Source organism: Mycobacterium kyogaense (assembly GCF_036946525.1).
Lineage (GTDB): Bacteria > Actinomycetota > Actinomycetes > Mycobacteriales > Mycobacteriaceae > Mycobacterium > Mycobacterium kyogaense_A.
In genome coordinates this window covers 18957-39443 of sequence record NZ_JAQIIY010000029.1, presented here as the reverse complement: position 1 = coordinate 39443, position 20487 = coordinate 18957, and the positions used below count along the sequence as shown (strand labels likewise).

Here is a 20487-nt window from a genome sequence, read left to right as displayed (position 1 = left end):
CATGCACCTGACCGTGGGCTATCTCGCCACGCCGACCGGCGACGACGGCGTCGCACTGGCCAGCGCGCTCGCCACGACGTTCGGCGCGACCGTCGACGTCGTGCTCGTCGTGCGCGAAGAGCTGCCGGACGGCCATCCCGGCCGCCAGGAGTACCAGCGCCTTCTGCTCGAACGCGGCGAGGAGTGGGTGGGGCGGGCGGTGGCCACGCTCGCCCGCGACGGTGTCGAGGCGAACTCGTCGGTGATCGTCGGAGAGTCGTTCGCGCAGAGCCTGATCGACGTCGCTCTCGAGAAGTCGTCGGACCTCATCGTGGTCGGCGGGGCGCGGGACGGCTTCTTCGGCAGGCACACCATCGGCCCGGTCACGGGGGCGCTGCTGCATTCCTCGCCGCTACCGGTGGCGTTGGCACCGCGCGGTTACGCCGAAGACCCCGACGACAGTTTCGCGGCCGTGACCGCGGCGGTGCCCACCCGGCCCGGCGACGACAACCCGTTGCCGTTCGCGATCACGCTCGCCAGCGCGGCCGGTCTGCGGATTCGCATGCTGTCGCTGGTGTCGGCGGAGAACCTCGCCGAGGCGGGCAGCGCCCGGGAAGTCCGTCAGCTCCAGGTGGCCGCGGCCGAGGAGAATCTCGCCGTCGCAGCGCGGGCGCTGCCCGACGCGCCGGACATCGAATCGCTGGTGGCCGACGGTATGACGCTGGAGTCGGCACTCAAGAAGCTCAAGTGGGACGACGGCGACCTACTCGTGGTCGGCTCGTCGCGCTTCGCCGCGCCACGCCGCATCTTCCTCGGGTCGACGGCATCGCGGATTCTCGCCGGGGTCGACGTGCCGGTGATCGTGGTGCCGCGCGACGACGAGTAGGCGCCGCGAGCGCAGCCATGGCTGTGATCAGCACGCCATCACAACCAGGAACGCTATTCCGCGGCAGCTCAGCGCTTGGTGAAAATCGTTCGGTGCCACTCCTTGTCGGCCACGCCGGTGATGTCGCTCATCACGTGCTTGATCGACAGGTATTCCTCGAGGGAGTACTGGCTCATGTCCTTGCCGAAGCCTGATGCGCCGAACCCGCCGTGCGGCATCTCGCTGATGATCGGGATGTGGTCGTTGATCCACACGCAGCCCGCGTGGATCTCCCGCGACGCCCGCTGCGCGCGGTAGACGTCACGCGTCCACGCCGAGGCCGCCAGCCCGTAGGCGGTGTCGTTGGCCTGCCGGATCGCGTCGTCGTCGTCGGTGAACGACCGGACCGTCAGCACCGGGCCGAAGATCTCGTCCCGGTAGACCTCGGACTGTTCGGACACGTCGGCGATCAGCGTGGGCCGGTAGAACGACCCCGGGCCGTCGGGTGCGACGCCGCCGGTCACGATGCGGCCGCCCTCGCCCGGCGCGCGCGCCACCATGTCGGCCACCTTCGCCCGGTGCGCCCGCGTGATCAGCGGTCCGAGATCGGTGTCGGGATCCTGCGGGTCACCCACGACGATCTTGCCCATCACCTCGGCGACGCCGGCGACGAAGTCGTCGTAGACCTCGCGGGCGACGATCGCGCGGGTCGCCGCGGTGCAGTCCTGGCCGGTGTTGATCAGCGAGCCCGCCACCGCGCCTTGGATGGCCGCGTCGAGATCCGCGTCGTCGAACACGACGAACGGCGCCTTGCCGCCGAGCTCGAGCTGGGTGCGGTGCCCGTGCACCGCGGCCGCCGCCATCACCTTGCGCCCGACGGCGGTCGACCCGGTGAACGTCACCATGTCCACCCCGGCGTGGCCGGCCAGTGCGGTACCCACGTCGGAGCCGGCACCGGTGACGACGTTCAGCACGCCGGGTGGTAAGCCCGCCTCGCTGGCCAACCGGGCCAGGGTCAGCGTGGTAAGCGGGGTGATCTCGGCGGGTTTGATCACTACCGAGCAGCCGGCGGCCAACGCCGGCAACACTTTCCACACCGCCATCTGCAGCGGGTAGTTCCACGGCGTGATCGTCGCGACCACGCCGACGGCTTCGCGGCGAATCGAGGACGTGTGGTCGCCGGAGTACTCCCCGGAGGCCTTGCCCTCGAGGTGGCGTGCGGCGCCGGCGAAGAAGTCGATGTTGTCGACGCTGCCCGGCACGTCGAACTCGCGCGCCAGGCGCACCGGCTTGCCGGTCTGGCTGACCTCCTCGGCGACCAGCGTCTCCGACGCCGCGTCGGCGAGCTTGGCCAGGGTGGCCAGGACCGCCGAGCGTTCCGCCGGGGTGGCCCCGGCCCAGCCGGACAGTGCCGCGCGCGCCGAGGCGACGGCTCGGTCGACGTCACCGGGGGCGGCCAGCGCCATCTGCGCGACCGGCGAATCGGTGGCCGGGTCGATCACGGTGTGGGAGGCGCCGCCGGTGCGCACCGCTTCGCCGTCAATCCAGCTGCTGGAGACATCAGTCTCGGAAACCACAGTCATGGACCGAAACTACCGTGCCGGCACCGGAGAAATCTACGCATTACGGCACCGTCAACGACTCACAGCAAGTGATTTCATGGTTATGGTTGCTTGAAACGACGGATTCCGTGCACAATCACAGGCATGGTCAACCCGGGCGTTCCGCACGTCGGCCCCGTCTCCTTCCGAGTGAACCAGTCCCGTCCCGGTGCCGCCTTCCAGCTCGACGAACTGTCCAAGGCGATCATCGAGAAGCTGCAGCAGGACGGCAGGCGGTCCTACGCGGGGATCGGGAAGGCCGTCGGATTGTCCGAGGCCGCGGTGCGCCAGCGCGTCCAGCGCATGGTCGATGCCGGGGTCATGCAGATCGTCGCGGTCACCGATCCGATGCAGCTCGGATTCGCCCGTCAGGCGATGATCGGGGTCCGCTGCACCGGGGACACCACCAAGATCGCCGAGAAGCTCGCCGCGCTGGACTCCGTCGATTACGTGGTCCTGACCGCGGGCTCCTTCGACGCCATCGTCGAGGTGGTCTGCGAAGACGACGACCATCTGCTGCAACTGCTCAACACCCAGATCCGCGCGCTGCCGGGAGTGATATCCACAGAAACCCTCGTTTACCTGAAACTCGTTAAACAGCAATACAATTGGGGCACTCGATGACTATCATTTCCGAAACCGCACAAACAACTTCCTCCGACCTGGGGGCCCGGGCCAACCGGCACCTCTGGGGCCACTTCGCCCGCCACGGCGGCGGCATCACGCCGACGGTCATCACCCGCGGCGAAGGCGTCCACATCTGGGACAGCGAAGGCAACAAGTACATCGACGGACTCTCGGGCCTGTTCGTCGTCCAGGTCGGGCACGGCCGCGCCGAGCTGGCCGAAACCGCTGCCAAGCAAGCGGAATCGCTGGCGTTCTTCCCGCTGTGGTCGTTCGCGACGCCGCCGGCGGTCGAGCTGGCCGAGCGCCTCGCCGGCTACGCACCCGGCGACCTGAACCGGGTGTTTTTCACCACCGGTGGCGGCGAGGCCGTCGAGAGCGCCTGGAAACTGGCCAAGCAGTACTTCAAGCTGACCGGTAAACCCGGTAAGTACAAGGTGATCTCGCGGTCCATCGCCTACCACGGCACCCCGCAGGGCGCCCTGGCGATCACCGGCATCCCGACGTTCAAGGCGCCGTTCGATCCGCCGACACCCGGCGGCTTCCGCGTTCCGAACACCAACTTCTACCGGGCACCCGAGCAGTTCAGCTCCGACCCCAAGGCGTTCGGCCGCTACTGCGCCGATCGGATCGCCGAGGCCATCGAGTTCGAGGGCCCCGACACGGTCGCCGCGGTGTTCCTCGAGCCGGTACAGAACGCCGGCGGCTGCTTCCCGCCGCCGCCCGGATACTTCGAGCGGGTCCGCGAGATCTGCGACGAGTACGACGTGCTGCTGGTCTCCGACGAGGTGATCTGCGCGTACGGCCGCATCGGCTCGATGTTCGCGTGCAACGACTTCGGCTACGTCCCGGACATCATCACCTGCGCGAAGGGACTCACCTCGGGCTACTCCCCGATCGGCGCGATGATCGCCAGCGACCGGCTGTTCGAGCCGTTCAACGACGGCTCGACCGTGTTCGGGCACGGTTACACCTTCGGTGGGCATCCGGTGTCGGCGGCAGTGGCGCTGGCCAACCTCGACATCTTCGAGCGCGAGGGCATCAACGATCACGTCAAGCAGAACGCTCCGGCGTTCCGCGCGACGTTGGAGAAGCTGCTCGACCTGCCGATCGTCGGCGACGTCCGCGGCGAAGGCTTCTTCTACGGAATCGAACTCGTCAAGGACAAGGCCACCAAGGAGACGTTCAACGACGACGAGTGTGAGCGGCTGCTGCGCGGATTCCTGACGCCGGCCCTGTTCGAAGCCGGGCTGTACTGCCGCGCCGACGACCGTGGCGACCCAGTCGTGCAGCTCGCTCCGCCGCTGATCTGCGGGCAGCGCGAGTTCGACGCGATCTACGACGTGCTGAGCAGCGTGCTGGGCGAAGCCAGCCGCCGGATGTAGGTCCTTCGGCGAGACTGGGCGGTATGGCCAAACCGCCCATCGATCCCGTCCGCTGGCAGGCGCCCCCGGTGGGGGCCCTGCCCGCGTTCCCATCCGCCGACATCACGCTGAGCCCCGTCCCGGGCGGGGAACCCGAAGACGTCGTCGTCGACGGCGCCGGCCGACTGTGGACCGGCGCCCTCGACGGCAGCATCGTGCGGTTCGAACCCGACGGCACCGCGCCCACGGTGATCGCGAACACCGGTGGGCGGCCGCTGGGCCTGGCGTTCGCGCGCGACGGCCGCCTGCTGATCTGCGACAGCCCGCGCGGCCTGCTGGCGCTGGATCCGGGCAGCGGCCGAATCGACACACTGGTCGACACGATCGCGGGCAGGACACTGCAGTTCTGCTCCAACGTCACCGAAACTGCCGACGGCACAATCTATTTCACCGAGTCCACGTCAGCCTTCACCGTGGCCGACTACCTCGGCGCGATCCTGGAGGCGCGCGGACGCGGCGCGCTACACCGGCTCGAACCCGACGGCAGCGTCACGACCGTCGTGGACGGACTGTACTTCGCCAACGGGGTCACCCCGACTGCCGACGGGACCGCGCTGATCGTGGCCGAGACCCAGGGCCGACGACTGTCGACGTACTGGCTGAGCGGACCGCACGCCGGGACGTTGCGGCCGCTGGCCGAGAACCTGCCCGGCATGCCGGACAACCTGTCCACCGGGGCCGACGGGCGCATCTGGTGTGCGATGGTGACGCCGGCCAATCGCCTGGCCGACCGGCTGGCCGCAGGCCCGCCTTTCCTCCGGACGTTGATCTGGCGACTGCCCCCGCGGTTGCAGCCCACCCCCGAATCGGTGGTGTGGGTGGTCGCCTTCGACCCCGACAGCGGCGCGGCCGTTGCCGGGATGCGCACCACCCACCCTGCGCTACAGATGGTCACCGGCATGGTGGAGAGCAACGGCCGGCTGTGGATGGGCAGCATCGGCGGCCCGTACCTCGGCAGCATCGCGCTGACCTCGACCGTGTTGTGAGACACACCGCGCCATTTTCGGGAAGCATCTCCGGGGCCGCCGGGTTGTACCGCCCGGATCGGACACACCACGAAGTCCGGTCGCAGACCGACAATTTCACACAGTCAGAACCGCGCGACATCGCTCCACGGCTCCGACCCGATCAAGGGAAGAGCACCCCATGAAGTCACTCACGATCACCACGACCGCCGCCGCCCTCACCGCGGGCGTCCTCGGGTTCGCCGCCCCCGCGCTGGCCGCCCCGTCCGGCGCCGGCAGTGCCGCTGACACCATCAGCGCACTCGAGGCGCAGGGCAACCGCGTCGTCGTCAACCGGCAGAGCAGCACCCCGCTCGAGGAGGCATCGGTCGTGTCCGTCACGCACGGGCCCGACGTCCGCCAGGCGGTACCGAACGCCACCTCCAACGGCGACAACAGCCGCTCGGTGAGCAATCAGACGGTCTACGTCAACGTGCGCTGAGCACCTCAGACCACAAAGGGGCACCTCCGCTCAGGAGGTGCCCCTTTGTGTGGGGGGGAATCAGATGGAGTGCAACGACGTGGCACTCGTGCGCGACTGGAAGGACGGATGCCGGCGCATCGCCTCCTGCATAGCGAAGGCCCGCCGCTCGGAGGCGTTGAAGGCTGGATGTGATCGCAGGTCGATCACGCCCGCAGTGCTTGCGTTGGTGTTGCTCGCCGTTGTCGCCATCTCAACGTCCTTCCGCTGAATCGCCTGGATTCCTTCAGCGTGCTCGGCCCACCTGAGCGATTCGGTCAGTGTTAGCCGTGAAGTTGATGAGAAAGTAGCCGCCAGCGAGCACCCGTAAACACGCTCAGCCGCGCAATGTGAGCACGCTGATGTCCGGCGGGGCGCCGACACGCACCGGCGGCCCCCAGAAGCCCGCGCCCCGCGAGACGTACAGCTGCGTCCCGTCCACGGTCGACAGGCCCGCCAGCGAGGGCTGAGCCAGCTCGACCGCGTAGTGGAACGGCCACATCTGCCCGCCGTGCGTGTGACCGGACAGCTGCAGATCCACGTCGCGCCGCGCGGCCTCGGACACCTGGACCGGCTGGTGCGCCAGCAGGATCGTCGGCGTCGCGGCATCCACGCCGCGCAGCGCCGCATCGAAGTCGGGCGGCTGTTGAACCGACCGGCCCGCGAGATCGTTGACCCCGGCCAGATCGAATGCGGATGCGCCCCGCCGGATCCGGGTGTTCTCGTTGCGCAGCACCTGCAACCCGAGCCGGTCGAGCTCGGTCAGCCACTCGTCGGTGTCCTCGACGAAGTACTCGTGGTTGCCGGTGACGAAGAACGCTCCCTCCCGCGACACCAGGTCGGCCAACGGCGCCGCCGCGGACCCCAGTTGCGCGACCGTACCGTCGACCAGGTCGCCGACCACGGCGACCAGGTCGGGCTCGGTCTCGTTGATCATCCGCACGATCCGCTCGGTGTGCCGGCGGCCCAGCAGCGGCCCGAGATGGACGTCGGAGACCACGGCGATGCGGAACCCGTCGAACTCGGCGCCCAGCCGCGCCAATCGCACCGGGACCCGCACCACGTCGGGCGGCCCGAGCGCGGTGGCGACGCCCACACCGGTCACGCCGACCGCCGCTGCGCCGGCGGCCACCGCGCCTGCGCGGGCGAGGAAGAGCCGCCGCTCGAGGTCGGGCGCTTCCTCGGCGGGAAGCCGGCGCCGCCGCAGCCGGGCGACGAGGTGAAGCGGCTCGAGGACCAGCAGCGTCAGCACCAGGTAGGCCAGCAGGCCGAACCACAGATAGCCGGGCCACGCGAGCCAGCTCGAGCCGCCGGGGTCGCGCCGGAGCATCAGCGCCGCCACGAGCAGCGCGGTCAGGATCAGGAGCAACGCGGTGAGGATTCGGCGCGTGCGCCCCGGGCGGGTGGTGGATCGCACGAGGCGAAACCAGACGAACAGAGTCATCAGCCCGAGGGACGAGCCGAGAACAAGCAGGAACATGGATGACTTTCTGGGCGGCTCGGGCGGTCCCGCCAGCCTAGTGAGCGGCGGGGAGTACGGAGTTCGCCGTGTCACTTGCGAAACTCTCTTCACATCTGTCACCGCGTGGCTCACCGACACGAAAGCCGTGATCGCCTAACCTTCAACCCCGATGGCGACCTTCACGACGTTCCCGCTGCGGGTGTCTGCGCTGCTCAGCGCGGCGATGCTGGCGCTGGCCCCGGTCGCTGTGGCCCAGCCCGTCCCCGAGGCCAACACCTGCCCCTACCGCGAAGCGACCCCGCCCGCCGTCGACGCATCGGAGGTCCCGGAATCCGGCGACCCGCCCGCGCCGCTGCCCGTGCCGGCCAAGCCGATGGGCGGCGACGCTCTGTCCGGGTGTGGCGTGATCACCGCGCCAGGCACTCCCCCGCTGCCCGGCGACGTCTCCGCAGAGGCGTGGGTGGTGGCCGATCTCGACTCCGGTGACGTCATCGCCGCCCGCGACCCGCACGGCCGCCACCGCCCGGCCAGCATCATCAAGGTGCTCGTCGCGATGCAGGCGATCCGCGACCTCCCCTTGCACAAGGTCGTACCGGGCACTCAGGACGACGCGAATGCCGAGGGCACCCGGGTGGGCGTCGGCGAAGGCGGCTTCTACTCCATCAACGACCTGCTGCACGGTCTGCTGATGCACTCGGGCAACGACGCCGCGCACGCCTTGGCGATGCAACTGGGCGGGATGGACGCCACACTGACCAAGCTCAACGGGCTGGCCAACAAGCTCGGTGCCCGCGACACCCGCGTCGCGACCCCGTCAGGGTTGGACGGACCGGGGATGAGCACCTCCGCCTACGACGTCGGGCTGTTCTACCGCTACGCGTGGAACAATCCCGTCTTTTCGAACATCGTTCACACGCAGGAGTTTTCGTTCCCCGGCCGGGGCGACGGCAGCTACCCGATCGAGAACGACAACAAGCTGCTGGCCAACTATCCGGGCGCGCTCGGCGGCAAGACCGGCTACACCGACGATGCCGGCCAGACGTTCGTCGGGGCCGCCGACCACGGCGGACGACGCCTCGTGGCGGTGCTGATGCGCGGCACCCGGCAGCCCATCGCCCCATGGGAGCAAGCCGCGCACCTACTCGACTACGGCTACGCCACCGCGCCGGGCACGAAGGTCGGCTCGCTGGTGGAACCGGACCCGTCGCTGCGGACCCCCGACCCGGCCGATCCGGCCGCGGCCGCCACGACGAGCAAGGCGAGCGGGGCACTGCCCGAGATCGACGCCATGCCGGTGCGTGTCGGCGTCGGCGTCGTCGGCGCGGTGATCGTGTTCTGTCTGATCATGGGTGCCCGCGCGCTCAATCGCAGACCCCAGCACTAGAACTCAGCGCTTACGGCGCCGCGCAAAGCTCAGTGCACCCAGCGCGCCGACCGCAGCGGCGCCGGCCGCCTGCCACGGCGCGAGCCCTGGCCGGGTGATGATGCGGTTGCGGATCACGGCAGGGCCCGGCGCCGGGATGGGCGCCTCCGCCATGTTCTCCGGCAGCGTCGCTGCCCACGCCGTCGAGAACAGGATCAGCCGCGCGGTGATGTAGGCGAACACCATCAACCCCAGCACCGGTCCGAACGTGGCACCCGCCGGACCCGTCAGCACCGACTTGAGGTAGATGGAGGCCACCAGCTTGAACACCTCGAACGCGACCGCGGCCAGCAGGCCGGCGCGCACACTGCTGCGGAAGCTCGTCGACTCCCGCGGCAGCCGCGAAATCATCCACGTGAACAGCAGCCAGGACACGAGCAGCGACACCGCGATCGACCCGATACGCAACAGCACTCCGGCGACCGGCGACTCCGGCAAGCCCAGCCAGTCCAGCACGTTGCCCATCACCGAGCGGTTGGCCAGCGCCGACAACGCCGCCGTCACCACGATCGCGGCGAACGTCGACAGCAGGGCCAGCAGATCGGACAGCTTGGTCTTGAGGAATCCGTCCTGCTCCTCGCGGTACAGACCCCACATCTGGCTCAGCGCCTCACGCAGATTGGCCATCCAGCCCAGGCCGGCCCACGCCGCGGTGGCGAGCCCGATGATGCCAACGGTGCCGCGTGACTCGATCGCCGAGTCCATCAACTGCGTGACCTGCTGACCGAGGTCTCCGCTGACCGCCGTGGCGATCTTGGCCTTGAGCTGCTCGAGCAGATCTGGCTGATAGGTGAGCACGAAGCCGCCGATCGCGAACCCGACCATCAGCAGCGGGAACAACGCGAAGATCGTGAAGTAGGTGATGCCGGCGGCGTAGAAGTCACCCTTGCTGTCGTTGTAGCGCCCCTGTGCCCGCATCACGTGGTCGAACCAGGGCATACGCGCCCGCAGCCGATCCAGGAACCCCGGCTTGTCCTCGTCCTTGTCCGGGTCTTCTTCCGGGGCTCTTTCCCGGGAGGCCGAACCGTCCGGCGCCGTCATCGTCAGCCTCCCGTTATCGCGGTGCGAGGAATCCCAGCCGGTCGTATACCCGAGCCACCGTCTTGCCAGACACCTCACGCGCACGCTGCGCGCCTGCGGCCAGCACGTTCTCCAGTTCGGCCGGGTCGGCGAGGAACTCGTCGACCCGCGACTTGATGGGGGTGACGAACTCGACGACGGCGTCGGCCGTCTCCTTCTTCAGGTCACCGTAACCGCGGCCCTCGTAGCCCGCGACCAGAGAATCCACCCGGGTGCCCGTGACCGCCGACTGGATGGTCAGCAGGTTCGAGACCCCCGGCTTGGCGTCAGGATCGAAGCGGATCTCGCGGTCGCTGTCGGTGACGGCGGAGCGGATCTTCTTCGCTGTGCGCGCCGGATCGTCGAGCAGGCTGATCAGCCCGGCATCGGTGGCTGCCGACTTGCTCATCTTGGCGGTCGGGTCGGCCAGGTCGTAGATCTTCGCCGTCGCCTTGGGGATCATCGGTTCGGGGACGACGAACGTGTCGGGGAAGCGCGCATTGACGCGCTGGGCGACGTCGCGGGCAAGCTCGAGGTGCTGGCGCTGATCCTCGCCGACCGGCACCAGGTCGGTGTCGTAGAGCAGGACGTCGGCGGCCATCAGGATCGGATAGGTGAACAAGCCGACGGTCTGAGCGTCGGCACCGTGCTTGGCGGACTTGTCCTTGAACTGCGTCATCCGCGACGCCTGCCCGAACCCGGTGAAACAGCCCAGCACCCAAGCCAATTGGCTGTGCTCGGGGACGTGACTCTGCACGAACACCGTGGCGCGGGACGGGTCGACACCCAGCGCCAGGTACTGCGCGGCGGTGGCCAGCGTGCGGCGCCGCAGCGTCTCGGGTTCCTGCGGCAGCGTGATCGCGTGCAGATCGACGACGCAGAAGTAGGCGTCGTGCCCGTCCTGCAGACCCACCCACTGCGCGACCGCGCCGAGCGCATTACCCAGGTGCAGGGAGTCGGACGTCGGTTGCGCCCCGGAGAAGACGACGGGCTTGGCTGAAATGGTCATGGTGATGACCAGTTTTTCACGGGTGTCCGCGGTTCGGTCCGGCGGCTGACCCGTCCCCGGTAGCATCCGCGCAACCGAGGGGGGTTCTGATGCGACGGTTGTCGTCGGTCCTGGTCGTGCTGCTGCTCGCCGCGCTTCTTCCGTGCGGTGCAGCGCACGCCGCACCCGGTCGCGCGGTCGTCATCGTCTCCGGCGGTGACGCGATCAGTCCCTTCACCACACCGGAGGCGGCATGCCGGTCCGGCCTGGCCGCCGGCAACACCGACACCGCGCTGCGAGAGAACCTGCTCGCCGCAGGCCACACCGTCTTTACGTCGCCGGCCATGGCGGGCCGCGGACCCGTCGTCGACCAGGGCGGGTTCGGCGCGTTCGGGGACTGCCCGATCACTCTGCCCGACACCATGACCGTCGACTCCACGGCGTCGATCGACCTTGCCGGTGAACATCTCGCCCGGTTCCTGACCTACCTGCACGACACCCGCGGGGTGGACGTCGTCGACGTCGTCGCCCACTCGATGGGCGGGCTGTACTCACGATCGGCGTTCCGCGTGATGCAGAACCTCGGCTCGCCCATCCGCATCCGGTCGCTGACCACGCTGGGCACGCCCTGGGAGGGGTCGTTCCTGTCCGACTACGCCAACGGCATCACCCCGCTGGCGGACTGCCAGGGCGACGCCTACTGCGAGAAGGCATCGCTGGCGATGGCCGCCGAGGTGACGCGGCTGCAGACCGGATCGGGACGCGAGGTCAACCAGGGATACCTGATGGGTCCGCAGGGATGGAACGACTTCCAGGCCGGCGTGCTGGACCGGATTCCCGTCGTCCTGATCGGCGGCTCCCACTTCTCCCGACCCGCGCCGGTCAACCCGATGGTGTGGCCGAACGACGGCATCGTGACCACCCGCAGCGCGCTGGCCACCGACATCAGCGATCGCGTGCTGCCGCACCGCCGCTGCGTGTCCTTCGACGACACGCACAGCATCTTCGTCGCCGATTCCGTGGGCCTGCCGTGGGAGGCCGGGATGACGTGGGACCCGCGGGTGTTCGACGTGGTTCGGGGCGCGATCGACGGCGCCGACGGCGCGCTAGCGACCCCCACCCGCGTCGGCTGCTGAGTAGGTGACCGTCACGGGGCAGTGGTCGGACCAGCGCAGCGCATACGCCGCGGGACGTTCGGTGTGTACCGCGGCGACTCGCGCCGCCAGCCCCGGGGTGGCCAGCTGGTAGTCGATGCGCCAGCCGGCGTCGTTGTCGAACGCCTTGCCGCGCCATGACCACCAGGCGTAGGGACCGGGCTGGTCTGGGTGCGCCACCCGCACCACGTCCACCCAGCCGGTCGCCAGCAGCTCGGTGAGCCACTGGCGTTCCTCGGGCAGGAAGCCGGCCTTCTTGACGTTGCCCTTCCAGTTCTTGATGTCGTTCTCGGTGTGGGCGATGTTCCAGTCGCCGCACAGCACCGCGTCGCGGCCGTCGGCCCGCAGAACCGCCATCCGCTCGGCGACCGCAGCCATGAACCGCTCCTTCTCCCGCTGCCGTTCGGTGCCGGCCTCCCCGGTCGGGAAGTAGACGCTCGCCACCGTCACACCGCCGGTGTCGACCTCGACATAGCGGCCGTGCTCGGCGAATTCGTCTGCCCCGCAGCCGATCTGCACGCGGTCATGGCCGGTGCGGGACATCACTGCGACGCCGTTGCGGCCCTTGACGTGTGGCGCGGCCGAGGCCAGGTGCCAGCCGTCGGCCAGCAGCGGCGCCAGCGCCTCGGCCACCTGCTCGTCATCGGCACGGGTCTCCTGAAGGCAGACCACGTCGGCGCCTGTCTGGCCGAACCACGGCAGCAAGCCACGGTTGTCTTCCGAGCGCTGCTTGATCGCGGCGCGGATTCCGTTGACGTTGACAGTGCTGATCGTGAGGGAGCGCGTCACGGCCGTCGACCCTAGCGGGCGTCCTTGCGGTACCGCGGGTATCACCTTTAGGGTCGGGCGCTATGAGCCCACGCGCGCCCATCCACCTCGGCTCCGGGGAGCCGGTGTTGCTGCTGCACCCGTTCATGATGTCGAACAACGTGTGGAAGGACGTCGCGCCGGCGCTGGCCGACACCGGCCGCTACGAGGTGTTCGCACCGTCGATGGCGGGCCACCACGGTGGCAGCCCCAACCGCTCCTGGCTGCTCGACAGCGGCACGCTCGCCGACGACATCGAGCGCCACCTCGACCGCATCGGGTGGGACACCGCCCACATCGTCGGCAACTCGCTGGGCGGCTGGGTGGCCTTCGAACTCGAACGCCGCAACCGGGCCCGATCTCTGGTCGGCATCGCCCCGGCCGGCGGGTGGCACCGATGGACGCCGGCAAAGTACGAGATCGTGTTCAAGTTCGTGATGGGGATGCCCGTCTGGATTGTCGCGAAGCTGCTCGGCGAGCGCGCGGCGCGCGTGCCCAGCGCACGATTCCTGACCAGCCTTCCCGTCAGCGCGCGCCCCGACGGGATCAGCGACGCCGACATCCTCGAGATCATCGACGACGTGCGGCACTGCCCGGCCTACTACCAGCTGCTGGTCAAAGCCCTGCTCATGCCGGGGCTGATGGAGCTCGCCGACACGAAGACCCCCACCTATCTGGTGGTGTGCGAGAAAGACCGGGTGCTGCCCGATCCCCGGTTCACCGCCCACTTCCGCAAGTTCCTACCCCAGTCGACCCGCTACACCAGACTCGATGGCGTCGGGCACATTCCGATGTTCGAGGCGCCCGAGCGGATCGCCGAGGTGATCCGCGAGTTCCTCGACGAACAGACCGGCCCGCAGCGCGCCATCAGCTGAACCCGGTGGCACCCGAACTGCAGGGTGCGTTATTCTTCGAAACGGTCATGAGTGCCAGCGTCAAGCCCCGGCTTGCTGGCCGGCAACCCTCCAACCGCGGTGGGGTGCCCCGGGAGACGACCAGGTTGAGTAGCCGAATCCGGCTATAAGGCAAGCGCGGGTCCGCTGTGAATCGGGCCCCCCGTTCACGGAGGAGACATCGATGAGCCTCGATGACTTGGACGACCCCACGAGTCGCTGGGCGTTCGAGACCAAACAGGTCCACGCCGGCCAGGCACCCGACACCGCCACGGGCGCGCGGGCTTTGCCGATCTACCAGACCACCAGCTACGCATTCCGCAACACCGACCACGCGGCCGCGCTGTTCGGGCTGGCCGAGCCGGGCAACATCTACACCCGCATCATGAACCCGACACAGGACGTCGTCGAGCAGCGCATCGCCGCTCTCGAGGGCGGCGTCGCCGCGTTGTTCGTCTCGTCCGGGCAGGCCGCCGAGACGTTCGCGATCCTGAACCTGGCCCACCACGGCGATCACATCGTGTCCAGCCCCCGGCTCTACGGCGGCACCTACAACCTGTTCCACTACTCGCTGCCCAAACTCGGCATCGACGTCAGCTTCGTCGACAACCCCGATGATCCCGAATCGTGGCGGGCCGCAGTGCGTCCCAACACCAAGGCGTTCTTCGCCGAGACGATCTCCAATCCGCAGATCGACGTGCTCGACATCCCGACCGTCGCTGCGGTGGCCCACGACGCAGGGGTACCGCTGATCGTCGACAACACGATCGCCACGCCCTACCTGATCCAGCCCATCGTCCACGGCGCCGACATCGTGGTGCACTCGGCCACCAAGTATCTGGGCGGACACGGCACCGCGATCGCCGGCGTGATCGTCGACGGCGGCACCTTCGAATGGACCAACGGACGGTTCCCCGGATTCACCGAACCCGACCCGAGCTACCACGGCGTGGTGTTCGCCGAGCTGGGCGCACCGGCGTTCGCGCTGAAGGCCCGCGTGCAGCTGCTGCGCGACTTGGGTTCGGCCGCATCGCCGTTCAACGCGTTCCTGATCGCCCAGGGCCTCGAGACGTTGAGCCTGCGCATGGAGCGCCACGTCGCCAACGCCCAGCGCGTCGCCGAATACCTGGCCGGACACGACGGCGTCGTCTCGGTCAACTACGCGGGCCTGCCGAGCTCACCCTGGCACGAGGTGGGCAAAAAGCTGGCGCCCAAGGGAACCGGCGCGGTCCTGGCGTTCGAGCTGGCCGGTGGGGTCCCCGCCGGCAAGGCGTTCGTCGACGCGCTGACACTGCACAGCCACGTCGCCAACATCGGCGACGTGCGCTCGCTGGTGATCCATCCGGCGTCCACCACCCACCAGCAGCTCTCCGCCGAGGAACAACTCGCCACCGGCGTGACCCCCGGACTGGTGCGCCTGGCGGTCGGCATCGAGGGCATCGACGACATCCTGGCCGACCTCGAACGGGGCTTCGCCGCGGCGCAGCGCGCCGGCAGCACCGCCGATGCGCAGCTGCTCGAGGTCCAGACATGACCGTCGTGGACGTCGCAGCCGATCGCGTGGCGCTGCCGCCCGAAGGCGAGATCGGCGTCGTCGACATCGGATCGCTGCGCCTCGAGAACGGCGCCGTGCTCGACGACGTCTCCATCGCGGTGCAGCGCTGGGGCGAGCTCTCCCCCGAGCGCGACAACGTGGTGGTGGTGTTGCACGCACTCACCGGCGATTCGCACATCACGGGTCCCGCCGGCCCGGACCACCCGACCCCCGGCTGGTGGGACGGCGTGGCCGGCCCCGGCGCCCCGATCGACACCGACCGCTGGTGTGCGATCTCGACGAACGTGCTGGGCGGCTGCCGCGGTTCGACGGGGCCGAGCAGCATCGCCCCGGACGGAAAAGCCTGGGGCTCACGGTTTCCCGCGACGACGGTACGCGACCAGGTAGCCGCTGACATCGCTGCGCTGGAACGGCTGGGCATCACCCAGGTGGCCGCGGTGATCGGCGGCTCCATGGGTGGCGCCCGGGCTCTCGAATGGATCGTCGGCCATCCCGACGACGTGCGCGCGGCGCTGGTGCTCGCAGTCGGCGCTCGTGCGACCGCCGACCAGATCGGCACCCAGAGCACGCAGGTCGCCGCGATCACCTCAGATCCCCACTGGTGCAACGGCGATTACCACGACACCGGCCACTCCCCCGACACCGGCATGGAGATCGCCCGCCGCTTCGCTCACCTGACCTATCGCGGCGAGGCCGAACTCGACGAGCGCTTCGGCAATTCCGCGCAACCGGGTGAAGACCCCACCGCGGGCGGCCGGTACTCGGTGCAGAGCTATCTCGAATACCAGGGCCGAAAGCTGGTGGCACGCTTCGATGCCGGCACCTACGTGGCGTTGACCGACGCGCTGTCCAGCCATGACGTCGGCCGTGACCGTGGCGGTGTCGCGGCCGCGCTGCGGGGTTGCCCGGTGCCGACCGTAGTGGGCGGGATCACCTCCGATCGGCTGTATCCCCTTCGGCTGCAACAGGAATTGGCCGATCTGCTGCCGGGTTGCGACGGGCTCGACGTCGTCGATTCGGAGTTCGGCCACGACGGGTTCCTCGTGGAGACCGATGCAGTAGGGGTACTGATCCGACGCGCGCTGGAGTTGGCCAGCCGGTGAGTGGTTCGGCACAGCAACGGTCGCTGTCCTTCGGCGCCGAAGCGGCCGCCTACGAGCGGGGCCGCCCGTCCTATCCGCCGGAGGCCATCGACTGGCTGCTTCCTCCCGATGCTCACACGGTGCTGGATCTCGGTGCGGGCACCGGCAAGCTGACCACGCGACTGGTCGAACGGGGCCTCGACGTCGTCGCCGTCGACCCCATTCCGGAGATGCTCGAACTGCTGCGCACCTCTCTGCCCGACACGCCCGCGCGGCTGGGTACCGCCGAAGACATTCCGTTGCCGGACAACAGCGTCGATGCAGTACTCGTCGCCCAGGCGTGGCACTGGTTCGATCCGGCACGCGCGCTCGAGGAGGTGGCCCGTGTTCTTCGGCCCGGCGGCCGGCTCGGCCTGGTGTGGAACAACCGTGACGAAAGACTGGGCTGGGTCAAGGATCTCGGCCAGATCATCGGCCACGAAGTCGATCCGTTCACCCAGACCGTCGAGCTTCCCGCGCCGTTCGCCGACGCGTCGAGGCACCAGGTCGAGTGGACCAGTTACCTGACGCCGCAGGCGTTGATCGACCTGGTGGCCTCGCGCAGCTACTGCATCACCTCACCGGAGCAGGTGCGTACCCGCACGCTGGACCGGGTGCGTGAACTGCTTGCCACACACCCGGCCCTGGCGAATGCCACGGGGCTGGCACTGCCGTACGTGACGGTGTGCGTGCGCGCGACGCTGTCGTAGCGCTCGGGCGCCTACGAGTCGATGAGACCCTGCACACGAGCCGCGGCTGCTCGGTGTCGTTCCAGAGCCCGTGGCACATCCACGGTGACGGGTTCACCGTCGCGGACCACGAACTTCCCGCCGACGATGGTGTGCCACGCCGAGGCGGGGCCGCAGTGCATCAGCCCGGTCACCAGGTCGTCCAGCACCCCTGCGTACGGCAGGGTGTCCATCCGCCACACGGACACGTCCGCGTTTGCGCCGACAGACAGCTGACCGATCTCGCCGTCGCGACCCAACGCACTGGCACCTCCGCGGGTAGCCATTCGGAGCGCATCTCTGGCAGTCATCGCCGATGCACGACCCTCCCGTTGGCGACTCAGCAGCATTGCCGTTTTCGTCTCCAACCACAGCGACTGGTGATCTGCGGCAGTCGCCCCGTCACAACCGATTCCGACGTTCACACCGGCGTCGAGCATGGTACGGATCGGTGGTGCCCCACCGGGCAAGCCACCGTCGATCATCGTCATACTCGGGCAGTGCGCGACGGACACACCAGCTTTCGCGAGTGCGTCGATCTCGTCGCGGTTCGGGTAGATGACGTGCGCGAACCAGGAGCGCCGGTCCAGCCAGCCGAAATCCTCGTAGACCTGGAGCGGGCGCCGTCCGAAGCGGGCTCTGACGTACGCCTCCTCGTCGGGGTCGTCCGCGGCGTGGCTGTGCAACCGGACATCGAAAGCGTCTGCGAACGCCACCGATTCGGTCATCGCCGCATCCGAGGAACTCATGAGCGTGCTCGGTCCGACACCGAGGCGAACCATCGAACGCGGGGTCGGGTCGTGGTAGGCCTCGACGAGCCGTCGACTGTCGTCGAGAACGGCGTCGACGCTCTCGACGAGGTTCGGTGGGCAGATGGCACCGTCGGCCTCCCCGAGGGTCATCGATCCGCGCACCGGGTGGAAGCGGACACCGATGTCGGAAGCGGCCTGGATCTGCGCATCGATCAGTTCCGGCTCGGGATGCAGATAGAGGTGGTCGGCGCTGGTGGTGCACCCGCTGAGCGCCAGTTCGGCGAGCCCCACCGTGGTCGAGATGGCCACCGCCTCGGCGTCGAGCCGGCTCCAAGCGGTGAAGTACGCCCAGAACCAATTGGTGAGATTGTCGACGTGCGCAGCAGCGGCGTAACACCGGGTCAGGTTTTGATAGAGATGTTGATGGGCGTTGACCAGACCCGGCAGGACGAGGCACCCGGTCGCGTCGACGACGGTATCGGCCTGCGGCGGCGCGGTGTCCTTGTCTCCGACTGCGACGACGACACCCTGGGCAACGGCCAGCCAACCGCCGGGTAGCTCTGTGCCCTGATCGTCGAAAGCACAGAGCAGCAGCGAATTTCGGATCAGCAGGTCCACGGGTGGGGTCATGACGGTTGCTCCATCGGTTGCGGGAGGGAGGCGGCGGGGACGACGCTGCGACCGGCGCCCACACGACTCCGGCGAGTCCGCGCCGTGCGTCGTCGAATGTCAGTCACGCCGGTCCGGCAGTTGTCCCGAGTGGTCGTCGAGCACGCTCAGCGCGGCGGCGGTGGCGGCGATGGGATCTCCGCGCTCGATGGCGCCGAAGAGTTCGTCGTGGAACTCGCCGTGCGGGTCATCGGCGACGGCCATGCAGTTGGTCCGGCGCACCGAATCCCGCAGGGAGGTCTCGAAACTCTGGTACAGCCCGGCGAGGAGTGTGTTCTTCGACGCTCGAGCGATGCCTAAGTGGAAGGCGACGTCGTGGTCGATGAATGCGACAACGTCGCCGGCTGCGACTGCAGCGGCGCGACCGTCGAGCGCGTTGCGGAGGTCGTCGAGGTCGGCCGGGGACCGGCGTTGAGCGGCCTCGCGAGCCGCCAGTACGTCGAGGGCGCGGCGCACTGCGAGCACTTCCAATTCGTCGGAGGCGTCGAGCGCGTTCTGCAGAGCCACCGTCATCTCGTCCTCTGCCACCACGTAGGTGCCGTCGCCCTGGCGTGTTTCGAGCAGGCCCAGTTGAACCAGTGATCGCACACCCTCGCGGACCGACGGGCGGCTGACCCCGAGCATGTCGACCAGCCGCGCCTCCGTCGGGATCTTGCTGCCGATGGGGAAGTTGCCACTCCGGATCTCGTCGCGCAGACGCTCGACCACAGAGTCCACGAGTGAGACGCGGGCAATCTGCTTCATCGGTGTTCCCTCTCCGGAGTTTGTGTGATAACCATATCATCTGACAAATTTTGTGGTGCCGAACACAGCGCCGACTTTCGAGAAACGTAGGCTCCGATGCTCCAGACCTCAGCCCCGCCCATCGTCGTCGCGGCCCCCCTCGTCGACGCTCACATCCACCCCGACAAGTCGTCGTGGGGCGGGCCGTGGTTCTCCCGCACCCGCGCGGACACCCTTCGCGACTTCATCGACAACGACGTCCGCACGCAGGCCGCCTACACCCGATCGGTCGAGGACCGGGCGCTGGCCTTGTTCCGCACCGCCGCCGGATCGGGGACCCGGGCCATGCGCGCTCACGTCGATGTGGGTCCGGCGTGCGGCGTCGCGAACGTACACGGTGTGCGCGCTGCGGCCGATCGACTCCGCGGTGTGCTCGACGTCGAGATCGTCGCATTTCCTCAGCAGGGATTGCTCACTGCACCTGGCACTTTCGACCTCCTCGACGCTGCGCTCACCGAAGGCGCGGACGTCGTCGGCGGCATCGACCCGGTGGGGCTGGAGGGTGACTTCGACGGACATCTCGACGCGATCTTCGGTCTCGCCGCGAAGCACGACGTCGACGTCGACATCCACCTGCACGACGGCGGAGATGCCGGTCTCGACGAGACGCGCCGCATCGCCGCCAGGGCGGTCGCCGAGGGAATGGGGCCGCGCGTCACGGTGAGCCACGCCTTCGCCGTCGCGGCCGCCAGCGGTGACGCACTGAGCGCCATCGCCGACGACGTCGCCGCGGCTGGAGTGTGGCTGGTGACGTGCGCGCTCGGCGGCGACCCGGCACTGCCCGTCGCATTCCTCCGCGAGCGCGGCGTCAACGTCGCGGCCGGCTCCGACGGCGTGCGCGACGCGTGGACGCCGTTCGGCAGCGGCAGCATGCTCGACCGCGCCCATCTGCTCGCCTACCGCACCGACGCCATGACCGACGCCGACCTCGAGCTGGCCTACGACGTGTGTTCGACCGCCGGCGCGAAACTCCTCGGACTCACCGTCGACGCCTCCCGCGACTACGTCGAGTACCCCGGAGAGTGCCTCGCCCAGATCGTCATCGACCGCCCCACCCCCACCCGCGTGCTGCGCGACGGCGACGAGATCGCACGCGACGGCGCGCTGGTGCCATGACCGCGAAAGACAAAGGAGTC

Annotated in this window: 19 protein-coding genes and 1 riboswitch; of the genes, 12 read left to right on the top strand and 7 right to left on the bottom strand. The window is 68.8% G+C overall.

Features of this window, described 5'->3' with window-relative positions:
- The first annotated feature begins 1 nt into the window (after position 1).
- Positions 2–865: a universal stress protein gene (locus PGN37_RS22505; protein ID WP_335333208.1), complete on the top strand. Its 864-nt coding sequence runs from the start codon at positions 2–4 to the stop codon at positions 863–865.
- Between the two features lie 68 nt (positions 866–933).
- Here PGN37_RS22505 and PGN37_RS22500 read toward each other — a convergent pair whose 3' ends face one another.
- Positions 934–2427 carry a gamma-aminobutyraldehyde dehydrogenase gene (locus PGN37_RS22500; protein WP_335333207.1) on the bottom strand — a complete coding sequence of 498 codons (1494 nt, stop codon included), beginning with the start codon at positions 2425–2427 and terminating at the stop codon, positions 934–936.
- A 123-nt stretch (positions 2428–2550) separates the two neighbouring features.
- Between PGN37_RS22500 and PGN37_RS22495 the strand changes: the two genes are divergently transcribed.
- The 4 genes from PGN37_RS22495 to PGN37_RS22480 all read left to right on the top strand — a co-directional run bounded on the left by PGN37_RS22495 (position 2551) and on the right by PGN37_RS22480 (position 5939).
- On the top strand, positions 2551–3069 hold the full coding sequence (locus tag PGN37_RS22495) for an Lrp/AsnC family transcriptional regulator (protein ID WP_335333206.1): 519 nt from the start codon (positions 2551–2553) through the stop codon (positions 3067–3069).
- The gene (locus tag PGN37_RS22490; RefSeq protein WP_335333205.1) at positions 3066–4454 is read left to right on the top strand and encodes an aspartate aminotransferase family protein; all 1389 of its coding nucleotides are present in this window, start codon (positions 3066–3068) and stop codon (positions 4452–4454) included. Before PGN37_RS22495 ends, PGN37_RS22490 begins: the two co-directional genes overlap by 4 nt.
- 23 nt (positions 4455–4477) lie before the next feature.
- The gene (locus PGN37_RS22485) at positions 4478–5479 is read left to right on the top strand and encodes an SMP-30/gluconolactonase/LRE family protein (protein WP_335333204.1); all 1002 of its coding nucleotides are present in this window, start codon (positions 4478–4480) and stop codon (positions 5477–5479) included.
- A 160-nt stretch (positions 5480–5639) separates the two neighbouring features.
- The gene (locus PGN37_RS22480; RefSeq protein ID WP_335333203.1) at positions 5640–5939 is read left to right on the top strand and encodes a hypothetical protein; all 300 of its coding nucleotides are present in this window, start codon (positions 5640–5642) and stop codon (positions 5937–5939) included.
- Between the two features lie 355 nt (positions 5940–6294).
- Here the strand turns inward: PGN37_RS22480 and PGN37_RS22475 are convergent, their stop codons facing one another.
- Entirely contained in the window at positions 6295–7437 is a 1143-nt protein-coding gene (locus PGN37_RS22475; protein ID WP_335333202.1) for a metallophosphoesterase, read from the bottom strand.
- A 151-nt stretch (positions 7438–7588) separates the two neighbouring features.
- On the opposite strand from PGN37_RS22475, the gene PGN37_RS22470 reads away from it, so the two are divergent.
- Positions 7589–8803: a D-alanyl-D-alanine carboxypeptidase family protein gene (locus tag PGN37_RS22470; RefSeq protein ID WP_335333201.1), complete on the top strand. Its 1215-nt coding sequence runs from the start codon at positions 7589–7591 to the stop codon at positions 8801–8803.
- A 3-nt stretch (positions 8804–8806) separates the two neighbouring features.
- Here the strand turns inward: PGN37_RS22470 and yhjD are convergent, their stop codons facing one another.
- Positions 8807–9883 (bottom strand): inner membrane protein YhjD, encoded by a 1077-nt coding sequence (yhjD, locus tag PGN37_RS22465; protein ID WP_442932994.1) that lies wholly within the window; start codon positions 9881–9883, stop codon positions 8807–8809.
- Positions 9884–9896: 13 nt separating this feature from the next.
- Complete coding sequence (gene trpS / locus PGN37_RS22460; RefSeq protein WP_335333200.1) at positions 9897–10910, bottom strand: tryptophan--tRNA ligase; 1014 nt, start codon at positions 10908–10910, stop codon at positions 9897–9899.
- 89 nt (positions 10911–10999) lie between these two features.
- Here trpS and PGN37_RS22455 point away from each other — a divergent pair, with 89 nt between their 5' ends.
- Positions 11000–12025: an esterase/lipase family protein gene (locus tag PGN37_RS22455; RefSeq protein ID WP_335333199.1), complete on the top strand. Its 1026-nt coding sequence runs from the start codon at positions 11000–11002 to the stop codon at positions 12023–12025.
- Here PGN37_RS22455 and PGN37_RS22450 read toward each other — a convergent pair.
- The gene (locus PGN37_RS22450; RefSeq protein ID WP_335333198.1) at positions 11996–12832 is read right to left on the bottom strand and encodes an exodeoxyribonuclease III; all 837 of its coding nucleotides are present in this window, start codon (positions 12830–12832) and stop codon (positions 11996–11998) included. The genes PGN37_RS22455 and PGN37_RS22450 overlap by 30 nt on opposite strands.
- Before the next feature lie 62 nt (positions 12833–12894).
- Between PGN37_RS22450 and PGN37_RS22445 the strand changes: the two genes are divergently transcribed.
- The 4 genes from PGN37_RS22445 (at position 12895) to PGN37_RS22430 (ending at position 17129) form a co-directional block, all read left to right on the top strand.
- Positions 12895–13725: an alpha/beta fold hydrolase gene (locus PGN37_RS22445; protein ID WP_335333197.1), complete on the top strand. Its 831-nt coding sequence runs from the start codon at positions 12895–12897 to the stop codon at positions 13723–13725.
- A 43-nt stretch (positions 13726–13768) separates the two neighbouring features.
- A riboswitch (SAM riboswitch) is annotated at positions 13769–13888 on the top strand.
- 39 nt (positions 13889–13927) lie between these two features.
- Entirely contained in the window at positions 13928–15277 is a 1350-nt protein-coding gene (locus PGN37_RS22440) for a bifunctional o-acetylhomoserine/o-acetylserine sulfhydrylase (RefSeq protein ID WP_335333196.1), read from the top strand.
- The gene (gene metX / locus PGN37_RS22435; RefSeq protein WP_335333195.1) at positions 15274–16401 is read left to right on the top strand and encodes a homoserine O-acetyltransferase MetX; all 1128 of its coding nucleotides are present in this window, start codon (positions 15274–15276) and stop codon (positions 16399–16401) included. Before PGN37_RS22440 ends, metX begins: the two co-directional genes overlap by 4 nt.
- On the top strand, positions 16398–17129 hold the full coding sequence (locus PGN37_RS22430) for a class I SAM-dependent methyltransferase (RefSeq protein WP_335333194.1): 732 nt from the start codon (positions 16398–16400) through the stop codon (positions 17127–17129). Before metX ends, PGN37_RS22430 begins: the two co-directional genes overlap by 4 nt.
- A gap of 11 nt (positions 17130–17140) precedes the next feature.
- Here PGN37_RS22430 and PGN37_RS22425 read toward each other — a convergent pair whose 3' ends face one another.
- Positions 17141–18529 carry an amidohydrolase family protein gene (locus PGN37_RS22425; protein WP_335333193.1) on the bottom strand — a complete coding sequence of 463 codons (1389 nt, stop codon included), beginning with the start codon at positions 18527–18529 and terminating at the stop codon, positions 17141–17143.
- Between the two features lie 99 nt (positions 18530–18628).
- Positions 18629–19312 (bottom strand): FadR/GntR family transcriptional regulator, encoded by a 684-nt coding sequence (locus PGN37_RS22420; RefSeq protein WP_335333192.1) that lies wholly within the window; start codon positions 19310–19312, stop codon positions 18629–18631.
- 96 nt (positions 19313–19408) lie between these two features.
- Between PGN37_RS22420 and PGN37_RS22415 the strand changes: the two genes are divergently transcribed.
- The gene (locus PGN37_RS22415; RefSeq protein ID WP_335333191.1) at positions 19409–20467 is read left to right on the top strand and encodes an amidohydrolase family protein; all 1059 of its coding nucleotides are present in this window, start codon (positions 19409–19411) and stop codon (positions 20465–20467) included.
- The last annotated feature ends 20 nt before the right edge of the window (positions 20468–20487 follow it).

Bases quoted from the DNA above. Each gene is read 5' to 3' on its own strand.
- PGN37_RS22505 (WP_335333208.1), top strand. From the start codon at position 2: ATGCACCTGACCGTGGGCTATCTCGCCACGCCGACCGGCGACGACGGC.
- PGN37_RS22500 (WP_335333207.1), bottom strand. From the start codon at position 2,427: ATGACTGTGGTTTCCGAGACTGATGTCTCCAGCAGCTGGATTGACGGC.
- PGN37_RS22495 (WP_335333206.1), top strand. From the start codon at position 2,551: ATGGTCAACCCGGGCGTTCCGCACGTCGGCCCCGTCTCCTTCCGAGTG.
- PGN37_RS22490 (WP_335333205.1), top strand. From the start codon at position 3,066: ATGACTATCATTTCCGAAACCGCACAAACAACTTCCTCCGACCTGGGG.
- PGN37_RS22485 (WP_335333204.1), top strand. From the start codon at position 4,478: ATGGCCAAACCGCCCATCGATCCCGTCCGCTGGCAGGCGCCCCCGGTG.
- PGN37_RS22480 (WP_335333203.1), top strand. From the start codon at position 5,640: ATGAAGTCACTCACGATCACCACGACCGCCGCCGCCCTCACCGCGGGC.
- PGN37_RS22475 (WP_335333202.1), bottom strand. From the start codon at position 7,437: ATGTTCCTGCTTGTTCTCGGCTCGTCCCTCGGGCTGATGACTCTGTTC.
- PGN37_RS22470 (WP_335333201.1), top strand. From the start codon at position 7,589: ATGGCGACCTTCACGACGTTCCCGCTGCGGGTGTCTGCGCTGCTCAGC.
- yhjD (WP_442932994.1), bottom strand. From the start codon at position 9,883: ATGACGGCGCCGGACGGTTCGGCCTCCCGGGAAAGAGCCCCGGAAGAA.
- trpS (WP_335333200.1), bottom strand. From the start codon at position 10,910: ATGACCATTTCAGCCAAGCCCGTCGTCTTCTCCGGGGCGCAACCGACG.
- PGN37_RS22455 (WP_335333199.1), top strand. From the start codon at position 11,000: ATGCGACGGTTGTCGTCGGTCCTGGTCGTGCTGCTGCTCGCCGCGCTT.
- PGN37_RS22445 (WP_335333197.1), top strand. From the start codon at position 12,895: ATGAGCCCACGCGCGCCCATCCACCTCGGCTCCGGGGAGCCGGTGTTG.
- PGN37_RS22440 (WP_335333196.1), top strand. From the start codon at position 13,928: ATGAGCCTCGATGACTTGGACGACCCCACGAGTCGCTGGGCGTTCGAG.
- metX (WP_335333195.1), top strand. From the start codon at position 15,274: ATGACCGTCGTGGACGTCGCAGCCGATCGCGTGGCGCTGCCGCCCGAA.
- PGN37_RS22425 (WP_335333193.1), bottom strand. From the start codon at position 18,529: ATGACCCCACCCGTGGACCTGCTGATCCGAAATTCGCTGCTGCTCTGT.
- PGN37_RS22420 (WP_335333192.1), bottom strand. From the start codon at position 19,312: ATGAAGCAGATTGCCCGCGTCTCACTCGTGGACTCTGTGGTCGAGCGT.
- PGN37_RS22415 (WP_335333191.1), top strand. From the start codon at position 19,409: ATGCTCCAGACCTCAGCCCCGCCCATCGTCGTCGCGGCCCCCCTCGTC.